The following is an 18,592-nucleotide window of genomic DNA, read 5'->3' as shown; positions in this document are numbered from 1 at the left end:
GGGGTCAATTCTCCTATTTATCAATAGATTTTTTTTCTTTATGTATTTGAGGAATATCTTCTGCTAAAGATTCATCCCAAATATCAGGCTGATGATGCTCTTGACGAATTTCTTCACTAAAGAGCTCTTCAAGTTCTCGTCTCGCTTCTTTTACTCGTGAAACGTTAGAGACTTCTTCAGGAGATTCATCCACCAGCTTTCGCAATAAGTTAATGTCCAGACGACGAAAATGCTGTTGTGCTCGATAAGCTTGATGAGGATGCATGCCTAATTCAATTAACGTTTTACGTCCTAATTCTAAGGCGCTAGAAAATGTTTCACGGCTAAAATCTGTCACCCCCGCTTTGAGCAACTCATGGGCTTCAACACGCCCTCTTGCCCTTGCAATAATATGCAAATTAGGAAAATGATGTTGGCAAAGATGAACGATTTCCATCGTCGCTTCAGGTTCATTGCAAGTGATAACAATCGTTTTAGCGTGTTCAGCACCGGCAGCACGCAATAGATTGAGATCGGTTGCATCACCGTAATAAACTTTATAGCCATATTTACGCATGGTGCTTATGCTTCCGACATCATGCTCTAATACCGTGACGTTAATCTTGTTCGCCATTAACAAGCGCCCTACAACCTGTCCCATTCGACCAAACCCGACAAGAATGACCTCTGGGTGGTTATTTTCAACAAAGGGCTGTTCGTCCGTTTTCGCTTCATTATAACGACGAGCAAACACAGCGTCTGTCATTTGCATCACAAGAGGCGTTGTCATCATAGAAAGTGTGACAACAACCAACAATAACGCCATTTGTTGACTGTCCAATACGCCCATTGCCATCGATGTCGAGAAAACAACAAACGCAAACTCCCCACCTTGGCTTAATACGGCAGAGAATTGTAAACGCGTGGAAAAACGCAATCTGGCTAACCAAGCAATACTATAAAGGATCAAGGCTTTCACAATAACCAGAACTAAGACGCCCAATAATACTTGTGGAAGATAACGCCATAAAATACCGATATCTAAAGACATACCAACAGAGATAAAAAAGAGTCCTAAAAGTAGGCCTTTAAAAGGTTCAATGGAGATCTCTAATTCATGTCGATATTCTGAGTCTGCCAATAACACTCCCGCAATAAAAGTTCCCATTGCCATTGAAAAACCTAGCGTTTCCATAAAAATAGCGGCACCTAATACAACAAGTAGCGCAGCAGCAGTAAAAACCTCTCTCACTCCCGATTTCACAACTAAACGTAAGAGCGGACGTAATAAATAACGACCACAAATCAGCAGCCCAGCAAAAGCAGCCACTTTCACGCCAATGCGATACCAATCACTACTTGCCGTTTCTCCGGCTAACAAAGGAATAACGGCGAGGATAGGAATAACCGCCATATCTTGGAAAAGTAAAACAGCAAAACCTAATTGCCCACCTTCATTATGGTTCATTCCTTTTTCATTCATAAGTTGCAATGCCATCGCCGTAGAAGACATCGCAATACCTAATCCACCAATAACGGCAGCCTGCCATGAGAAAGACGTAAAAACGAGAATGAGCCCTGAAAAAATAGAAGCCGTTAATACCACCTGCATTGAACCAACACCAAAAATGGCACGTCTCAACTCCCATAACTTGGCTGGATTTAACTCCAAACCAATCAGGAACATTAAAAAGACCACACCTAATTCAGCAAAATGTAAGATGTTATCAACATCTTTAAACAGCCCTAATCCCCAAGGTCCAATAGCAATACCAGCAATCAAATAACCGAGTACAGCACCAATTTTAAGACGCTGTGCAATAGGTACCATAACCACGGCAGCGCACAGGAAAAAGAGCACGGCTTTAATCATCCAATTATCTTCCATTAAGCTTGTTCTCCTTCAAGTGGAGCACTTAACCAATGGCGATAAGCTTCACCGATATGAGTCAGTGTTGTTTTAGATTGTTGTCTTGCTGAATACACAATCATTGGTGATAACCAGCGCATACCACACATTTCTGCCATTAATTCAAAAGGTCGTAATAATTCTGTAAGTGTATAGTGATTCTTCCCATCATGTTGATAAGCCATCTCAGGCTCTCCCGTTGTAATAACACAACGAAATGACTTACCCTTTAATTGTGCTCTGCCCGCTTTGTTAGCAAATGGACGCGTTAATACTCTATCTTGCCACTCTTTTAATAACGCAGGGCAACTATATGTTTGCAATGGAAATTGAAAAACGATCACCTGGTGCTTACACAACAAAGATTGTTCATGGTGTATATCAATAAAAAAATCAGGATAAATAGCATATAAATCATGGATAGTTATATTTTCTAAATTCCTCACCGCTTTTAATAACGCCTTATTGGCGATTGATTCGCGCGGCTCGGGATGAACATACACCAGCAAAACATTTGATGCGTTTGACATCATTCCTCCTTACAAAACGTGTCAGAAACTGTTTTTTCCGTTACCATGCACGCATTGTGACCAACTGTTACGAACAACTTACTCTATATATTAATTTACATACTCTTAATAGACGATATTTATGATTGTTTTTTCTTCTTTGCAAATTCGCCGTGGTGTCAGAGTGTTACTGGACAATGCCAGTGCAACCATTAATCCAGGGCAAAAAATTGGTCTAGTCGGTAAAAATGGCTGTGGCAAAACCACATTACTTTCTTTATTGAAAGGTGAACTGCAAGCTGAAGCAGGCAATGTCACCTATCCTAGTACATGGTCAATGGCATGGGTTAACCAAGAAACACCCGCACTTGATGTACCTGCTATAGATTATGTTATTGATGGTGATAGAGAATACCGTCAATTAGAACAACGATTACAAAAAGCTAACGAGATCAACGATGGTCATGCTATTGCACTGATCCACGGGCAATTAGATGCAATTAATGCATGGACAATACAATCTCGTGCAGCGACCTTACTGAATGGTTTAGGGTTTAGCCAACAGCAACTGAGTGAACCTGTAAAATCATTTTCAGGTGGCTGGAGAATGCGTTTAAACTTAGCACAAGCGCTGATTTGTCGATCTGATTTACTGCTACTCGATGAGCCCACCAACCACTTAGATTTAGACGCTGTTATTTGGCTAGAAAAATGGCTAAAAAGCTACACCGGAACGCTTATTTTAATTTCCCATGACCGTGATTTTCTTGATCCTATCGTGGATAAAATTTTACATATTGAGCAAGAAAAAATCTTTGAATATTCCGGTAACTACTCTTCGTTTGAAATGCAGCGTGCAACCAAACTCGCACAACAACAAGCTTTGTTTGAAAATCAACAAGCTAAAATTGCACACTTACAAAGTTTTATAGATAGATTTAAAGCGAAAGCGACAAAAGCAAAACAGGCGCAAAGCCGTGTAAAAATGCTTGAACGAATGGAACGCGTTGCTCCTGCGCATTCAGATAACCCATTCCAATTCAGTTTTCGCCAACCTGAAAGCTTACCTAATCCACTTTTATCAATGGAGAAAGTCAGCGCGGGTTATGGTGAAAAAGTCATTCTTAATGATATCAAACTCAATTTAGTTCCTGGCTCACGTATTGGATTATTAGGGCGCAATGGTGCAGGTAAATCAACACTGATTAAATTACTTGCGGACGAAATTCAACCATTACAAGGGAAATTGGCTCTTTCTAAAGGCATTAAACTTGGTTATTTTGCCCAGCATCAATTAGAGTTTTTACGCTCTGATGAATCAGCACTGCAACATTTAACGCGTTTAGCACCCAAAGAAACTGAACAAAAATTACGTGATTACTTGGGGGGTTTTGGTTTTCATGGCGATAAAGTCACGGATGCTTGTGGTCAATTTTCTGGAGGCGAAAAGGCACGTTTAGTCTTATCACTTTTAGTTTGGCAACGCCCTAACTTGCTATTAATGGATGAACCAACAAACCACCTTGATTTAGATATGCGTCAAGCACTGACCCAAGCTTTAATTAGCTTTGAAGGGGCAATTGTTGTTGTATCGCATGATAGGCATTTATTACGCTCTACCACTGACGACCTCTATCTGGTACATGATGGTCAAGTTGAACCATTTGATGGCGATCTTGATGATTACCAACAATGGTTAGTTGATCAAAATCGCCAAGAGACACAGGCAAATAAGAGCCAACAAAATAACGACAATACTACAACAACCGCCAATTTAAGTGCTCAAGATAAAAAAGAGCAAAAACGTAAAGAAGCTGAATTTAGACAACAAACCCAGCCTTTACGCAAGAAACTCACAACATTAGAAAGCAAGATGGATAAATTAAGCCAAGAGCTTAGTGATATCGAATCCGCTCTTTCTGATAGTGGTATTTATGATACTCGTCGTAAAAATGAGCTTTCTGATTGCTTAAGCCGACAAGGTGTTGCGAAATCGGCACTAGAAGAAGTGGAAATGGAGTGGATGGAATTACAAGAAACACTGGAAGAAATGACAAACGCATTTGCCGCCCAGTAATACAATCCAAATCATTAAAAAAGGAACTATCTAAAATAAAATAGTTCCTTTCTTTTTGCTCTCGATTCATTCTTAAAATTTATACAATTCATTTCACTTACGGTATTTATATCATTTTACAATAGCACGATTTACACAAAACATAATCTCACCTTATCTAGCAATAACCCAATAAAAATAGCTATCTAACATTTATTTTCTACCTATTTAGATTAAGTAAGGGAAATAAATTCTTTCACGCTAAAGTTTTTAACATTCCAGCCGAATTAATCATTCTGCTAAGTGGACCTCCCACTTACCAACGTAAAGGCAAAGCTAATAGGTAGGGTTATGTTAAAACGAATTAAAATCTCTCAAGGTTTAATGTGTGTCCTGACTCTGTTTTGTATTATTCAGATCATTTCTGGAGTACAAAGCATTCACGATGCCTACCAGACTCAAAATACTCTTAAAAAAATTTCATACAGTTTCGATCAACTACGCACCATGGATAATACCTATGCGGAGTTGAATACATTACGTACTGATATTATTGCACAAGCATTTAGTTATATATCAAATCCTCAAGCCGAGGATGAAAACATCACCACATTTATGCAAACCATGCCTGCACGTAAAGCGCAAGTTGATGCATTGATGAATGAGTATGTTGAGCTATCTGCGCAAACAGGTTTCGATCAGCAACGTATGGCTCAGATCAAACAGCTCTATCAAAAGAGCCGAGCTGATCTTGATTTACTGGCGCAGTATTTAAATGAACGTAACACTAACGCGGTTCGTTTAATTTTAAAAAGCCCAGCAAACACTAATTTCACGAATTCATTGTATGAAGCTACAGACTTTATTACCGATGAGGTTGTTAACCCTTCCGTGATTGAAGCAGAAAACAACTACCACAGTATGTTGTGGATAGCCTCTCTCTTTATGGGTATCTTCCTCATCTTTACCACCTTAGTGCTTATTTGGATCCGCAAATATATTATTGTGCGCATTAACCAAATGATCACCTATCAAGAAGCCATTGCTAAAGGTGATTTAGTCAGTCGCATTGATAGTGATGTTTCAGGTAAGACTGAAATCGATCAGCTCATGCTCGGCTTACAGCAAATGCGGGCTCAATTAAAAGAGATGGTAAGCTCTATTCGAAATACCAGTGCAACTATTTACACAGGTGTACAAGAAATTGCTGCGGGTAATAATGATTTATCCAGCCGAACTGAAGAGCAAGCTAGCGCATTAGAAGAAACGGCATCCAGCATGGAGCAGATGACCGCCACTATTCGTAATAATACGGAGAGCGCCCGTGAAGTAACAGCGCTTGTTATGAGCACTGCCGATATTGCTGTTCAAGGGGGTGAGCATAGTAATAAGATGGTAATGACAATGACCGACATTGCCGATCGCTCACAAAAAATTGGTGAAATCACTGCGGTTATTGATGATATTGCTTTCCAAACCAATATATTAGCTCTTAACGCCGCTGTTGAAGCCGCCAGAGCAGGCGAACAAGGCCGTGGTTTCTCGGTAGTGGCAAGTGAAGTTCGCAATTTAGCCCAACGGAGTGCTGAAGCAGCAAAAGAGATCAAAGAACTGATTGAATCAACAATATTACGTGTGAGACAAGGTAATGATCTTGTCGAACAAGTTAGCTTATCAATGGGTGAAATTGTTACATCTGTCAATCATGTCTCAGGTTCGATGAAAGAAATTTTATCTGCATCAGAAGAGCAAACGCGTGGTATTGCACAAATTAGCCTTGCTGTTAATGAGATGGATAAAGCAACCCAGCAAAATGCGGCGATGGTTGAACAATCAACGGCGGCGTCTGCCACATTGAGTGAACAAGCCAGTATGCTAGATATGATTGTGAATACATTTAAAGTTGAGCATGAAAAAGCGGCACCTGCCAAAGCTAAATTGCCAACATTTTCAGCTAAATCACAAGACTCTGAAACACTTAAAACACCAACCATCAAAACCAATAATCATGAAACTGACGATAATTGGGAAAGTTTTTAAGTATCTCGATCACGTAACATCGTGAGGAAGCGCGGTGTAAAAATAGTTCCGAACATATAACAAAACCCCTCCCTACCCTACTCCCAGTCATTTTTCTGGGAGTATTTCCAATTCCATCGCACATAAACACAAAAAAGCAGATCGTTTTTCATACGAAAAAAACGTTTTTTTAAGAAATATTAAGAGCATTTATGAAAGAGACAATTTTATTTTACTTATCATAAGATAAAAAGATAAATAAAAATAAAATACTGTTTATTATCGCTTTAATATCCAACAATACATTATTTAAATTTATACATTAATAATTAACACAAAAAATAAGTAAGATAATATACTTATAGTCTTTTCTATCAATCATTAAAAAATTTTAGCTATTAGCTGGTAATTAAAGCTAAAAAAAGAAATATAAGTTGTCTTTACTATTAAATAGAGTAGAAAAGGTAAAGTTTTTAAATATTAAGCCGAATAAGTTTAATTGATAAATAGTTATCGCTCCTTGCTGTGTGTCCTACAAACCAATTAAATAGGTAAGGCTATGCTGAAACGAATAAAAATATCTAATGGCTTAATGTTTATCTTAATACTGTTTTGCGCCATTCAACTTTTTTCTGGTGCAATGAGTATCCGTGATGCGAGTTTAACAAATAAGCGGATCTCACAATTAGCGAATGGCTTTGAACAGATAAAAACGATGGATTATGGTTATGCTGAGTTAAATAAATTACGTGAAGATATGCTAAATGTGATGTTTGATGCTCATCTCACACCTGATATTGCAGAAAATACCATTTCTGACTTCCTTTCCTCTTATCCTAAAAGAAAACAAGAAGTTACACGTATTATTACCGCATACTTTACGGCTACCGAAGAAGCAAATTTTGATCCCGAAAAAATAGAAAGCATGAAAAAGCTCTTTAATCGTGTGCTTTACGATCTTGACCAACTTGCCTCATGTTTAGAGATCCGCGATTACTACGGTTTCCAATCTCTTTATGCACATAATACCAATGAACGCTTCACTCAATCTCTTTATGAAGCCACTGATTATCTCAGTGATAACGTTGTTACTCACGCAATAAAAGCAGCTCAAGGTAATTATGAACGAACCTTAGTCTTAGCTTTTATCTTTATGTTTATTTTTATTCTTTTCACTGTCCTTGTTGTACTGTGGATACGTCGAAATATTGTTTTACGTATCAATCAAATTGTCGATTATATGTCGGAAATTTCACAAGGAAATTTATTAGAAAATAAAGATGTCACAGCAAAAGGAAATAATGAAATCGACCAATTAATTACAGGTATTCAATATATGCGTACCGAACTGTCATTAATTGTGAATGCGATCCGAGGAACAAGTCATCATATTTATACCGGTGTTCAAGAGTTATCCGCAGGGAATACCGATCTTTCTTGTCGTACTGAAGAACAAGCGAGTGCATTAGAGGAAACCGCATCAAGTATGGAACAACTCACCGCAACAGTGAGAAACAATACAGAAAGTGCTCGTGAAGTTTCACACCTTATCAGCCAAACTTCTAATATTGCCAGCAAAGGAGGCGATGTCACCAATAGAATGGTGAAAACAATGACGGACATTGCCGATAGTTCACAAAAAATTGGTGAGATCACCGCCGTGATTAATAGCATCGCTTTCCAAACCAATATTCTATCGTTAAATGCCGCGGTTGAAGCGGCTAGAGCGGGCGAGCAAGGTCGTGGTTTCTCGGTGGTGGCAACCGAAGTCAGGGAGTTAGCACAGCGTAGTGCTGAAGCAGCTAAGGAAATTAAAGAATTAATTGATGCTTCAATTAGCCGTGTTCGTCATGGTAATGATCTTGTTGAACAAGTGAGTATTTCTATGGGCGAAATCCTGACATCAGTAAAACATGTAGAAGACTCAATGACTGAAATTTTATCTGCGTCAGAAGAACAAACTCGAGGTATTACTCAAGTCTCTCTTGCTGTCACTGAAATGGATAAAGCAACCCAGCAAAATGCCGCGATGGTTGAACAATCTTCCGCTGTTGCCAGCTTATTGACCGAAGAAGCGGGTAATCTTGAACAAATCGTTGAACAATTTAAAACTGCTGAAAGTGACCAGTTCGATAAAAAGACACAACACAAACTAATAGAAAAACAATTCTCATCTGAAAAATTACTACATACAAAAGATGAGAAGATAAAAAATACAGTCACAGATGAAGTGAAAGAGAGAAAATCAGCAAAAGGAGCAACGACTGTAAATGATGGTGAAGATGATGATTGGACAAGCTTTTAACTCATTGATTTAATCATGATAAAAACATGATTTAGATAAACACAAAGACACCTATTTTTAGTAGGTGTCTTTTTCTTTTACTTCATAAATAATAACAAATTAATGAAATACATTGATTGCACTAACTAAATAGTTAGTTTGTACTTTCATTTCACCTGAAATCATTGAGGCTTTCGAAACATAATCCGCATTTTCATGCGTAATCGATTCCAATTTTTCAACTGCGCGACCTAACTCTTTTAAACCCGCACTCTGTTCTGATGATGCAAGACTGATTTCACCAATTAAATCGGTCACATTTTTAACATGCACCACAATATCTTCCATTGTTCCAACGGTTTCATTGACTTGCTTTGAACCCACTTTGATATTACTACTTGAAGCATTGATCAATGTTTTGATCTCTTTCGCCGCTTCTGCACTCCGTTGGGCTAAATTGCGAACTTCGGTTGCCACCACTGAGAAACCACGACCTTGCTCACCCGCTCTAGCGGCCTCTACGGATGCATTAAGTGCAAGGATATTGGTTTGGAAAGCAATGCTATCAATAACACCAATGATATTACTAATACGATCAGAACTTTTGGCAATATCATTCATCGTATTAACAATATTATCCATTGCACTACCGCCTTTTATCGCGGCCTCACAAGTGATATTAGAAAGATTGTTTGCCTGCCCTGCCGTTTCACTATTACTGCTTACCGCTGTCGTTAATTCATTCATCGTTGAGGCGGTTGCTTCAACATTGCTGGCAGTTTGCTCTGTTCTCACATACAGATCGCGATTACCTGCGGCTAATTGATCACAAGAGATATCTACTTGATGAATTTGATGACTCACATCACTGACTAACCAACGAAACATACGTCCTAATTGATTAACTGAACGCTGTGTCATACCTACTTCATCAATACGGTTTATATATGTAACGTTATGTTCATCGCCAGTTGCAACACGATTTGCCTGCTCATTAAGCAGTCTAATTGGCTTAACAATCTGAAAATAAAGAATTCGTTCATTTGCCATCAGTAATACCAGCAAAATTGCGATATGCATAAAAAGGGCATACCCCGATAAGCCAGCAAACCATGCACTTAACAACATAAAAGGTAAAGGTAAAAGGATAAAAAGACGAAGTCTTTTTTTTAATGAAATGGTTTGATTCCATGAGCGCCAACGTTGCCACCCTTTATAAACAAAAGCGCCTTTTGAAAACGTGTGTGAAGGATACTTACCTTGATTAAATGCGGTGTAAAGTGCAGAGGCTTGTGCTATTTCCTCTTTTTTTGCTGCAGTCCTTACCGACATAAAACTTTGAATTTTACCCTGACGTATAATGGGGGTGACATTCGCTCTAACCCAATAGTGATCCCCATTTTTACGCCGATTTTTCACGATCCCCGTCCAAACTTCGCCTTGCTTTAACGTTTTCCACATATCCTTAAAGACTTCTGAAGGTATATCTGGATGTCGGACAATATTGTGCGGTTGTCCCACAAGTTCTTCCACTGAAAACCCACTGGCTTCGACAAAGTCCTCGTTGGCATAAATAATATTGCCATCAAGATCTGTCGTTGACATCAGTGTTGCGTTTTCAGATACCGGGTATTCTCGCTGTGTCACCGGTTGATTGTTACGCATTAGTTACTCTCCTCGACATTGAAATTAAAACATCTCAACAAAAAAAGACTGCCTAAATAACTATCGTTTCGGCAGTGAGGAGAATAACTTTAACAATAAGTGAAAATACTTAACTTTAAATATTAGTTTTTTGAATCAGTTCAAATTTTTTAATTATCTAAGCTATTAATTAATGCCTGTGAACTGAGCACTAATATCTTCGCACTCTCATCACGTTTCTTTAATAACGCCATAAAAATAAGGTCAGTAATCGTATTTTGTGCTGTACGTGAAGAAATTGAAGCACTTCGCCACTCACCTTCATCCGCAATTGTTTCTAATATATAATCAGAAATTCTTCCTAATGGAGAATGTTTTTCTCCTGTAATGGCAATGATTTTTGCTCCCTGTTTTTTAGCCACAGAGGCCGCAACCAACATATCTTTTCTTTTACCACTATAAGAAATGACAATCTGCAAATCCTTTGGACTTAACATCTGAGCAACAGATATTTGTACATGATGATCTGTTTCAATCAGCGTTGTTATTCCTATTTTTTGCAATTTATAGCTTAGATCTCTTGCAACGAGTCCGGAACCACCAATACCGATAATTTGAACACGCTGTGCTTCATCAATAAGCTGAATGACTTTTTCAAAATGAAGGTAATTAATTTGGCGAGTGGTATCACTGATAGAATTATTCTTCTCTTGAGCCAGTTTTTGGGCTATTACCACTAAGCTATCTTCAGAGCCAATCTGATTATGTAATATGTTAGGATCTTTCCCCGTATTTGCGTTTTTTCGCCCAAGATCTTCACTAATGGCAAGTTTCAAAGATGGAAAGCCTTTAAATCCTATTTTTTGGCTAAATTTAACAATTGCCGATTGACTCACCCCCATAATGACAGCTAGTTGCTGTGAGGAAAGCGTCACCGTTTTTTCTGGGTTATCTAAAATATAGTCTGCTATCTTACGCTGATTTGTCGCCATACCAGGCTTGATCCACGCAATCTTCGTTAATGTTGGCATAATGACAATATCCACTTCGAGTACAATATAGTTATATATGGAATAATTTTGATAAAACGTTTAATACCTAGAGTAATTAGGTTTTTAGAATAAAATCAATTAGAAACAAAATATGAGATACAATAAATCATAAAAAAAGTAATAGTATTATCAAAATACTAGTTCTTATAATAACGTTATATTGATTTTTTTTATTCAATCTCTCACACATTAATCTCTATATTTTATAATACTTAATTTAATTTTTTCCAATTTTAAATAATAATTTATTCTTCTTGGTCAATAACACGATATAAACTGAATATATTTATATTCAGAAAAATTGCGTTTTTAAACATAGTCATTAACCAAATAACAATATAAAACACAATTTAAAAACATTAACACAATAAAAAACCTTTAATTACAAACAGTAATGAGGAATAAATAATTCCTTAAAAGAGGAATTATTTTTATTTTTAATGATATAGAAATAGGTTAAATGGCATATTTAAATAAAAAAGATTGATATTAAACAGAGTAAAAAACCCGAAACTAATAAGCTTTTTATATGATTAACACTGTAACATACATAATAAAGATGTCAGATGATCACAGATCTCTCTTTTGATAGATTAATACTCTTTTTTTGACACATAATTAGAAATATCATGTCAACTAAACTTAAAAAAACATCATTATAATTAAGAAATTTAAGTTATTTATTGATTTGCAAGTGTTTTTTTGAATTATTCTATCCAAATCAAAGGGACGCAGAGCGCCGTTAATAAGCCCATTGAAATATTAAACACAAACCAAGAGCGTCTGCTTTGTAAAAATAGGCTAATTAATGTTCCGCCTAATATCCAAACAACACCGGCAACGAAATTAACAATGATCATAACAATACTAATAGCAATAACAGAGCTAAAATAAGCATCTCCCGATAAACTAAAGCTTCCTACTGCACCTAATCCCATCATCCACGCCTTTGGATTTAGAAATTGTAATAATCCGCCCTGAACTCCGCTTACTGCTTGGGGTATTTTTGCTGGAATATCTAAACGCTGATAAGATGATGTTGCTGTTTTCCAAGCAAGCCAAAGCAAATATGCACTCCCAACTATCTTCAATCCGATATGCAGTGCAGGATAAATTATCAATAATGCGGCAACACCAAATGCAGAGCTCAATAAAACGCATTGCATACCTAGCATAATGCCGACCATGAGCTTTAACGAGCCTTTAAAGCCTACATTTGCGCCTGATGAAGTCAGCAATAAGTTGTTTGGCCCAGGTGTTATCGCGGCAATAAATAGGAAAATAGTTAAGGAAAAAATAAGGCTGATTGTCATGAACGGTGCTCAAAGATGTGACAGACGTTTTATTTTCACCGAAAATAGCAGTATGTTATTTAGCAAACAAGTGTTAATTCATTTTGATAGACGGAAAATATGTCTCAATACTTTAATCCAATGCGTTGGGCTAAAAATCCACATTTACAAACGCTTTTACCAAGAATTGTACGTAGGACGCCACAACTTACGCCACATTGGCAACGCCTCAATCTTCCAGACAACGATTTTGTCGATTTAGCCTGGAGTGAAGACCCGACAACGGCACGCAATAAACCGCGCTTAGTCATCTTTCATGGCTTAGAAGGTGGATTTAGTAGCCCTTATGCTCACGGCATGTTAGCCGCAGCAAAAGAGAGAGGCTGGCTAAGTGTGGTAATGCACTTTAGAGGGTGTAGTGGTGAACCCAATAGACAAAACCGTATTTATCACTCAGGTGAAACAGAAGATGCTCGCTATTTCTTAAATTGGTTGAAAAAGGAATTTGGTGAGCAACCAACGGCCGCTGTTGGTTATTCGCTTGGTGGAAATATGCTTGCCTATTATCTTGCAGAAAGTGGTGAAAATGCGGTTGTCGATGCTGCTGTTATTGTCTCTGCACCATTAATGCTAGAACCATGCTCAACAAAAATTGAACATGGCTTTTCTCGTTTTTATCAATGGTATCTGTTAAAAGAACTCAAAAATAACGCAACACGAAAGCTCATTCGCTATCCAGAGTCCTTACCAATCAGTTTATTGACGATAAAATCCATCAAAAAACTACGCCAATTTGACGATCTTATTACATCTAAAATTCACGGATTTAAAGATGCATTAGATTATTATCGCCAATGCAGTGCATTGCCTTTATTAAATAAAATAAAGAAAACTACACTTATCATTCATGCTAAAGATGATCCATTTATGTCTGCCGATGTGATCCCTGATGTTAAAACACTCCCTAACAACATTGAATATCAACTTACCGAGTTTGGCGGGCATGTGGGCTTTGTTGGAGGAAAACTCTCTAAACCAGTGATGTGGCTAGAAAGCCGAATACCTGACTGGTTATCCGCCTATTTGGAGAAAAACCAATGATAATTCCTTGGAACGAGCTTTCAACTGAAACACTCGACAATCTCATTGAAAGTTTCGTTTTACGAGAAGGCACTGATTATGGTATCCAAGAGAAAACGCTTGAACAAAAAGTCGCCGACGTAAAAAAACAACTTAAATCCGGTGAGGCCGTGTTGGTTTGGTCTGAACTTCATGAGAGCGTCAATATTATGCCTGCATCGCAATTTCGCTCTGGTTAGTTATTCAAAGCAAGCGATGTATCGCCATCAATAAGGACTAACCTTATTTAGCAAAAGGATAACCTATGTCAATCAAGCATCCAATCATCGCAGTGACTGGCTCAAGTGGCGCAGGAACAACCACAACAAGCCAAGCTTTTCGTAAAATATTCCAACAACTCAATGCAAATTCCGCATTGATTGATGGAGATAGTTTCCATCGCTATACCCGCCCTGAAATGGATATGGCGATAAGAAAAGCCAGAGAACAAGGTAGACATATCAGTTATTTTGGTCCTGAAGCAAATGATTTTAGCTTATTGAGTAAGACCCTAAGTCAATATAGTGATACAGGGCAAGGTCAGTCTCGCAAGTATCTACACTCTTATGATGAAGCCACTCCCTACAACCAATTACCAGGTACATTTACACCTTGGGAGCCTTTGCCGAATAATACCGATGTTCTCTTTTATGAAGGATTACACGGGGGCGTTGTCACCAATGAGCACAATGTCGCACAACATGTTGATTTATTGGTTGGCGTTGTCCCTATCGTAAACCTTGAATGGATACAAAAGCTTATTCGAGACACCACAGAAAGAGGACACTCACAAGAGGCGGTAAGAGATTCGGTTGTACGCTCAATGGATGATTATATTAGTTATATTATTCCTCAATTCTCACGCACCCACATTAACTTTCAACGCGTGCCTACGGTTGATACTTCAAACCCTTTTTCTGCCAAAGCAATTCCCACTCTCGATGAAAGCTTTATTGTTATTCGTTTTCGAGGCTTAACCGATATTGATTTTCCCTATTTATTGGCGATGTTGCATGGGTCATTTATGTCAACAATAAATACTATTGTTGTACCGGGAGGGAAATTAGGATTAGCGATGGAATTAATTATGGCGCCATTAGTCAAAAAATTATTAAATGGCGAAAAGATCAGTTAACCCAAAAAAATTTATCTCTATAAAAATAATATCCCATTAATTAAGGGATATTATTTTTCAAATTAAACTTTATTTTAAAATATCAAAATTAGTCAGCATCTTTTATTTCAAATGAATGCGTAATATTGGCTGCTTTTCCTAACATTAAAGAAACAGAACAATATTTTTCTGCGGATAATTGAACCGCTCGTTCTACGATTTTATCTGTTAATTCTTTACCTGAAACAATAAAATGTAAATTGATATCAGTAAATAAACGAGGGGCTTCTTCGCGTCGCTCTGATGTTAATTTCACTTCACAATCAGTCACTTGGTGACGACCTTTACGTAAAATGCTGACAACATCAATAGCGCTACACCCACCCGCAGCAATTAAGACCATTTCCATTGGGCTTGGTGCTTTATCACCAGAATTTCCATCCATCATGATTTGATGGCCAGAAGAAGACTCACCGACAAAAGATAAATCTTCTACCCACTTAACTCTCGCTTCCATTTATTTTCCCCCTAAAGATGACAGAAACTAAAAGAGTACATTCTCATAATTCAACTGGCAATTAGCAAATAGGTTTATTATGCTGACAGCGTAAAACGAGACTTAATGCACTAATTGTGTTAAAAACAATATCTGCTTGATGATAGTGGTTAAGATCAATGCATTATTTTCTCATTTATTATAATCTACTCCATATTAACTTACCGTGTTCTCAGGAAGTTAATAGGTAAAGATAGGATTTTTAAGCACGCTGTCTCAAAAGGGAACCTATCCGTTTTGAAAGGCTGCATTTAACGTACAGAGGATAACGCGAATGGTTCTCGGCAAGCCGCAAACAGACCCGACTCTTGAATGGTTTTTGTCACACTGCCATATTCACAAATATCCATCCAAGAGCACGCTGATCCACCAAGGTGAGAAAGCGGAAACACTTTATTATATTGTTAAAGGTTCCGTGGCTGTTCTTATTAAAGATGAAGAAGGAAAAGAAATGATCCTCTCCTACCTAAATCAGGGGGATTTCATCGGTGAACTTGGATTATTTGAAGAAGATCAAGAACGTAGTGCATGGGTTAGAGCAAAAACAGCCTGTGAAGTAGCAGAAATTTCCTATAAAAAATTCCGCCAATTAATTCAGGTTAACCCTGATATTCTGATGCGCCTTTCTGCTCAAATGGCGAACAGATTACAAACAACATCAGAAAAAGTAGGTAACCTTGCTTTCCTTGATGTAACAGGTCGTATTGCACAAACCTTATTAAACTTAGCAAAACAACCCGATGCAATGACGCATCCTGATGGCATGCAAATTAAAATTACACGTCAGGAAATTGGTCAAATCGTTGGTTGTTCACGCGAAACTGTAGGCCGTATTTTGAAAATGTTGGAAGATCAAAACTTGATCTCCGCACACGGTAAAACTATCGTCGTTTACGGAACTCGCTGAGTTTCCCCACTCAAACAAACAATAGCCCATAAAAGGGCTATTGATATACTTTTTGTGTAAACCCCATCTTCGTTGATGGGGTTTTTAGTTAATACGACCCTTTTACAAATTCCGCAATAGCCGCTTTTAATGCCACCATTCCTTCTTGTAGCTCTTCTTGGGTAATAATTAACGAGGGTGTAAAACGCATCACATCGGCTCCTGCGTTTAACATCATTAAGCCATGTTTGGCAGCAAGACCAAGTAACTCTTTGGCTTTACCTTCATATTGTGGTGCCAATTGCGCACCAATCAATAAACCTTGCCCTCGAATTTGCGAAAAGACATTGTACGCTTGATTGATTGCCGCCAATTCATCCACAATCCATTGATGGCGCTTTTCTACACCCTCAAGTACCTCAGGTGTATTAATTAAATCAAATGCGACATTGCCCACTGCACAAGCTAATGGATTACCACCATAAGTGGTACCATGAGTCCCTACCCCCATTGCAGAAGCTATCTCATGTGTTGTTAGCATCGCACTGAGAGGAAAACCACTTCCTAGCGCTTTTGCGGTTGTAATAATGTCGGGTGTCACATCATAGTTCATATAGGCGAAAAGCTTGCCTGTACGCCCCATACCTGTTTGTACTTCATCAAGGACAAGCAAGGCTTCGTACTTATCACACAGCTCACGCAATCCCCTCATAAACTCAGGCGTTGCCGCCGTGACACCCCCTTCACCTTGCACGGGTTCCAATACGACAGCACAAGTATGGTCGTCCATTACGGCTTTAACAGCCTCTAAATCATTAAAAGGAACGTGCACGATATCCGCAGGCTTAGGGCCAAAACCATCGGCATATTTAGGTTGTCCACCAACAGAGACGGTAAACAGTGTTCTGCCATGGAATGCATGATGAAAAGCAATAATTTTAGTTTTATAAGGACTATGGCGAGTGACGGCATAATGGCGCGCCAATTTAAATGCAGCTTCATTCGCTTCTGCGCCTGAATTGGCAAAAAAGACACGTTCTGCAAATGTGTTATCTATTAATTTTTGCGCTAAACGTAATGCAGGTTCATTAGTAAAGATATTACTAACATGCCAAAGTTGTTCACTTTGTTCTTTCAAGGCTTGATTAAGAGCAGGATGAGCATGCCCCAGTGCTAAAACCGCAATACCACCAGCAAAATCAATATACGATTTTCCCTGCTGATCCCAAACACGGCTCCCCATCCCTTTGACAGGAATAAATTCTGCGGGTGAATAAATTGGCAACATTACTTGATCGTAAGTTGCCCTGTTGATGCTTTGCTTTGTCATTACCCCACCTGATCGTTATTCATATTCAATATGAAAATATAATCACTAAATATGAATAAAAAATCAAATGTGGTTTTATGTAAAAAGGCGTTATTTTGCTATTTAAATGCTATCCATCTAATATTTAAGGAAATTATTTAATAGCTCATGTCCTTGTTCACTTAAAATACTTTCTGGGTGAAACTGAACCCCTTCAATTGGCAGAGTACGATGGCGAATCCCCATAATTTCATCAACATTTCCATCATGTTGGCTCCATGCCGTCACTTCAAAAGGTACAGGTAATGTTGCCGCATCAATCACTAAAGAGTGGTAACGCGTCACATTTAAAGGCCGATTAAGTCCCTTAAAAACACCTTGTTGATTATGATGTATTAATGAATTCTTACCATGCATTACTTCTCGTGCTCTGATAACCGATGCACCAAAAGCTTGCCCTATCGCTTGGTGTCCAAGACAAACGCCAAGAATAGGAATTTCACCGGCAAACCGCTGTATAGCCTCAAGAGAGATCCCTGCTTCATCAGGAGTACAAGGTCCTGGCGAGATAACAAGATGTGCTGGCATCATCTTTTCTATCTCTTTAAGTCCGATCTCATCGTTACGCTTAACAACAACCTCAGCACCCAATTCACAGAAATACTGATAGAGGTTGTAGGTAAACGAGTCGTAATTATCAATAAGTAACAGCATATTAGCCTATCCGACTGATTTTCTTATCATTATCTATTTTATTACTATTTTAAAGCGAGTGTAGATTTGCCAAAATAGCTCGTTGTTTAACCGACTTGGGTACAACAAAGCCGATTATCATAGCACAGGTGTAAAATATGAATAGTAAGC

The 18,592-nt window shown here is 38.1% G+C and carries 15 protein-coding genes; 7 read left to right on the top strand and 8 right to left on the bottom strand.

What is annotated here, in order from left to right; genetic code table 11:
* Positions 1 to 13 precede the first annotated feature (13 nt).
* Positions 14 to 1,867 (bottom strand): glutathione-regulated potassium-efflux system protein KefB, encoded by a 1,854-nt coding sequence (kefB, locus tag DK865_RS00755; protein ID WP_023583296.1) that lies wholly within the window; start codon positions 1,865 to 1,867, stop codon positions 14 to 16.
* Positions 1,867 to 2,418 carry a glutathione-regulated potassium-efflux system ancillary protein KefG gene (kefG, locus tag DK865_RS00750; RefSeq protein WP_023583295.1) on the bottom strand — a complete coding sequence of 184 codons (552 nt, stop codon included), beginning with the start codon at positions 2,416 to 2,418 and terminating at the stop codon, positions 1,867 to 1,869. Before kefG ends, kefB begins: the two co-directional genes overlap by 1 nt.
* Positions 2,419 to 2,539: 121 nt before the next feature.
* Here kefG and DK865_RS00745 point away from each other — a divergent pair, with 121 nt between their 5' ends.
* The 3 genes from DK865_RS00745 to DK865_RS00735 all read left to right on the top strand — a co-directional run bounded on the left by DK865_RS00745 (position 2,540) and on the right by DK865_RS00735 (position 8,777).
* Positions 2,540 to 4,474 (top strand): ABC transporter ATP-binding protein, encoded by a 1,935-nt coding sequence (locus tag DK865_RS00745; protein WP_109390923.1) that lies wholly within the window; start codon positions 2,540 to 2,542, stop codon positions 4,472 to 4,474.
* Positions 4,475 to 4,804: 330 nt separating this feature from the next.
* Positions 4,805 to 6,493 carry a methyl-accepting chemotaxis protein gene (locus tag DK865_RS00740; protein WP_109390922.1) on the top strand — a complete coding sequence of 563 codons (1,689 nt, stop codon included), beginning with the start codon at positions 4,805 to 4,807 and terminating at the stop codon, positions 6,491 to 6,493.
* A 538-nt stretch (positions 6,494 to 7,031) separates the two neighbouring features.
* On the top strand, positions 7,032 to 8,777 hold the full coding sequence (locus DK865_RS00735) for a methyl-accepting chemotaxis protein (RefSeq protein WP_109390921.1): 1,746 nt from the start codon (positions 7,032 to 7,034) through the stop codon (positions 8,775 to 8,777).
* Between the two features lie 99 nt (positions 8,778 to 8,876).
* Here the strand turns inward: DK865_RS00735 and DK865_RS00730 are convergent, their stop codons facing one another.
* The 3 genes from DK865_RS00730 to DK865_RS00720 form a co-directional block, all read right to left on the bottom strand.
* Positions 8,877 to 10,421, bottom strand: a complete 1,545-nt coding sequence (locus DK865_RS00730; protein WP_023583292.1) for a methyl-accepting chemotaxis protein — start codon at positions 10,419 to 10,421, stop codon at positions 8,877 to 8,879.
* Positions 10,422 to 10,570: 149 nt separating this feature from the next.
* Positions 10,571 to 11,431 carry an SIS domain-containing protein gene (locus DK865_RS00725; RefSeq protein WP_109390920.1) on the bottom strand — a complete coding sequence of 287 codons (861 nt, stop codon included), beginning with the start codon at positions 11,429 to 11,431 and terminating at the stop codon, positions 10,571 to 10,573.
* 728 nt (positions 11,432 to 12,159) lie between these two features.
* On the bottom strand, positions 12,160 to 12,765 hold the full coding sequence (locus DK865_RS00720; protein WP_109390919.1) for a LysE family translocator: 606 nt from the start codon (positions 12,763 to 12,765) through the stop codon (positions 12,160 to 12,162).
* A gap of 99 nt (positions 12,766 to 12,864) precedes the next feature.
* Between DK865_RS00720 and DK865_RS00715 the strand changes: the two genes are divergently transcribed.
* The 3 genes from DK865_RS00715 to DK865_RS00705 all read left to right on the top strand — a co-directional run bounded on the left by DK865_RS00715 (position 12,865) and on the right by DK865_RS00705 (position 14,998).
* Positions 12,865 to 13,845, top strand: coding sequence for a hydrolase (locus tag DK865_RS00715; RefSeq protein ID WP_023583289.1), 981 nt, complete (start codon positions 12,865 to 12,867; stop codon positions 13,843 to 13,845).
* Positions 13,842 to 14,063 carry a YheU family protein gene (locus DK865_RS00710; protein ID WP_023583288.1) on the top strand — a complete coding sequence of 74 codons (222 nt, stop codon included), beginning with the start codon at positions 13,842 to 13,844 and terminating at the stop codon, positions 14,061 to 14,063. Before DK865_RS00715 ends, DK865_RS00710 begins: the two co-directional genes overlap by 4 nt.
* Positions 14,064 to 14,128: 65 nt before the next feature.
* Entirely contained in the window at positions 14,129 to 14,998 is an 870-nt protein-coding gene (locus DK865_RS00705; protein WP_023583287.1) for a phosphoribulokinase, read from the top strand.
* Between the two features lie 88 nt (positions 14,999 to 15,086).
* Here DK865_RS00705 and DK865_RS00700 read toward each other — a convergent pair whose 3' ends face one another.
* Positions 15,087 to 15,494: an OsmC family protein gene (locus tag DK865_RS00700; protein WP_023583286.1), complete on the bottom strand. Its 408-nt coding sequence runs from the start codon at positions 15,492 to 15,494 to the stop codon at positions 15,087 to 15,089.
* A 313-nt stretch (positions 15,495 to 15,807) separates the two neighbouring features.
* On the opposite strand from DK865_RS00700, the gene crp reads away from it, so the two are divergent.
* Positions 15,808 to 16,440 carry a cAMP-activated global transcriptional regulator CRP gene (gene crp, locus DK865_RS00695; RefSeq protein ID WP_004246872.1) on the top strand — a complete coding sequence of 211 codons (633 nt, stop codon included), beginning with the start codon at positions 15,808 to 15,810 and terminating at the stop codon, positions 16,438 to 16,440.
* An 88-nt stretch (positions 16,441 to 16,528) separates the two neighbouring features.
* On the opposite strand, the gene argD is transcribed toward crp, so the two are convergent.
* Together argD and DK865_RS00685 are read right to left on the bottom strand one after the other, a co-directional pair.
* Entirely contained in the window at positions 16,529 to 17,749 is a 1,221-nt protein-coding gene (gene argD / locus DK865_RS00690; RefSeq protein ID WP_109390918.1) for a bifunctional acetylornithine/succinyldiaminopimelate transaminase, read from the bottom strand.
* Positions 17,750 to 17,866: 117 nt separating this feature from the next.
* Positions 17,867 to 18,442, bottom strand: a complete 576-nt coding sequence (locus DK865_RS00685) for an aminodeoxychorismate synthase component II (RefSeq protein ID WP_023583284.1) — start codon at positions 18,440 to 18,442, stop codon at positions 17,867 to 17,869.
* Positions 18,443 to 18,592: the final 150 nt, after the last annotated feature.

This window comes from Proteus cibi (genome assembly GCF_003144405.1).
Taxonomy (GTDB): domain Bacteria; phylum Pseudomonadota; class Gammaproteobacteria; order Enterobacterales; family Enterobacteriaceae; genus Proteus; species Proteus cibi.
Note: the sequence above shows the minus strand (reverse complement) of the source record. Positions and strands in the feature narration are given on the sequence as shown.

Excerpts from the sequence above, each read along its gene's own strand:
- DK865_RS00730 (WP_023583292.1), bottom strand. The coding sequence starts at position 10,421 with ATGCGTAACAATCAACCGGTGACACAGCGAGAATACCCGGTATCTGAA.
- argD (WP_109390918.1), bottom strand. The coding sequence starts at position 17,749 with ATGACAAAGCAAAGCATCAACAGGGCAACTTACGATCAAGTAATGTTG.
- DK865_RS00700 (WP_023583286.1), bottom strand. The coding sequence starts at position 15,494 with ATGGAAGCGAGAGTTAAGTGGGTAGAAGATTTATCTTTTGTCGGTGAG.
- kefB (WP_023583296.1), bottom strand. The coding sequence starts at position 1,867 with ATGGAAGATAATTGGATGATTAAAGCCGTGCTCTTTTTCCTGTGCGCT.
- kefG (WP_023583295.1), bottom strand. The coding sequence starts at position 2,418 with ATGTCAAACGCATCAAATGTTTTGCTGGTGTATGTTCATCCCGAGCCG.
- DK865_RS00725 (WP_109390920.1), bottom strand. The coding sequence starts at position 11,431 with ATGCCAACATTAACGAAGATTGCGTGGATCAAGCCTGGTATGGCGACA.
- DK865_RS00705 (WP_023583287.1), top strand. The coding sequence starts at position 14,129 with ATGTCAATCAAGCATCCAATCATCGCAGTGACTGGCTCAAGTGGCGCA.
- crp (WP_004246872.1), top strand. The coding sequence starts at position 15,808 with ATGGTTCTCGGCAAGCCGCAAACAGACCCGACTCTTGAATGGTTTTTG.
- DK865_RS00720 (WP_109390919.1), bottom strand. The coding sequence starts at position 12,765 with ATGACAATCAGCCTTATTTTTTCCTTAACTATTTTCCTATTTATTGCC.
- DK865_RS00710 (WP_023583288.1), top strand. The coding sequence starts at position 13,842 with ATGATAATTCCTTGGAACGAGCTTTCAACTGAAACACTCGACAATCTC.
- DK865_RS00715 (WP_023583289.1), top strand. The coding sequence starts at position 12,865 with ATGTCTCAATACTTTAATCCAATGCGTTGGGCTAAAAATCCACATTTA.
- DK865_RS00685 (WP_023583284.1), bottom strand. The coding sequence starts at position 18,442 with ATGCTGTTACTTATTGATAATTACGACTCGTTTACCTACAACCTCTAT.
- DK865_RS00735 (WP_109390921.1), top strand. The coding sequence starts at position 7,032 with ATGCTGAAACGAATAAAAATATCTAATGGCTTAATGTTTATCTTAATA.
- DK865_RS00740 (WP_109390922.1), top strand. The coding sequence starts at position 4,805 with ATGTTAAAACGAATTAAAATCTCTCAAGGTTTAATGTGTGTCCTGACT.
- DK865_RS00745 (WP_109390923.1), top strand. The coding sequence starts at position 2,540 with ATGATTGTTTTTTCTTCTTTGCAAATTCGCCGTGGTGTCAGAGTGTTA.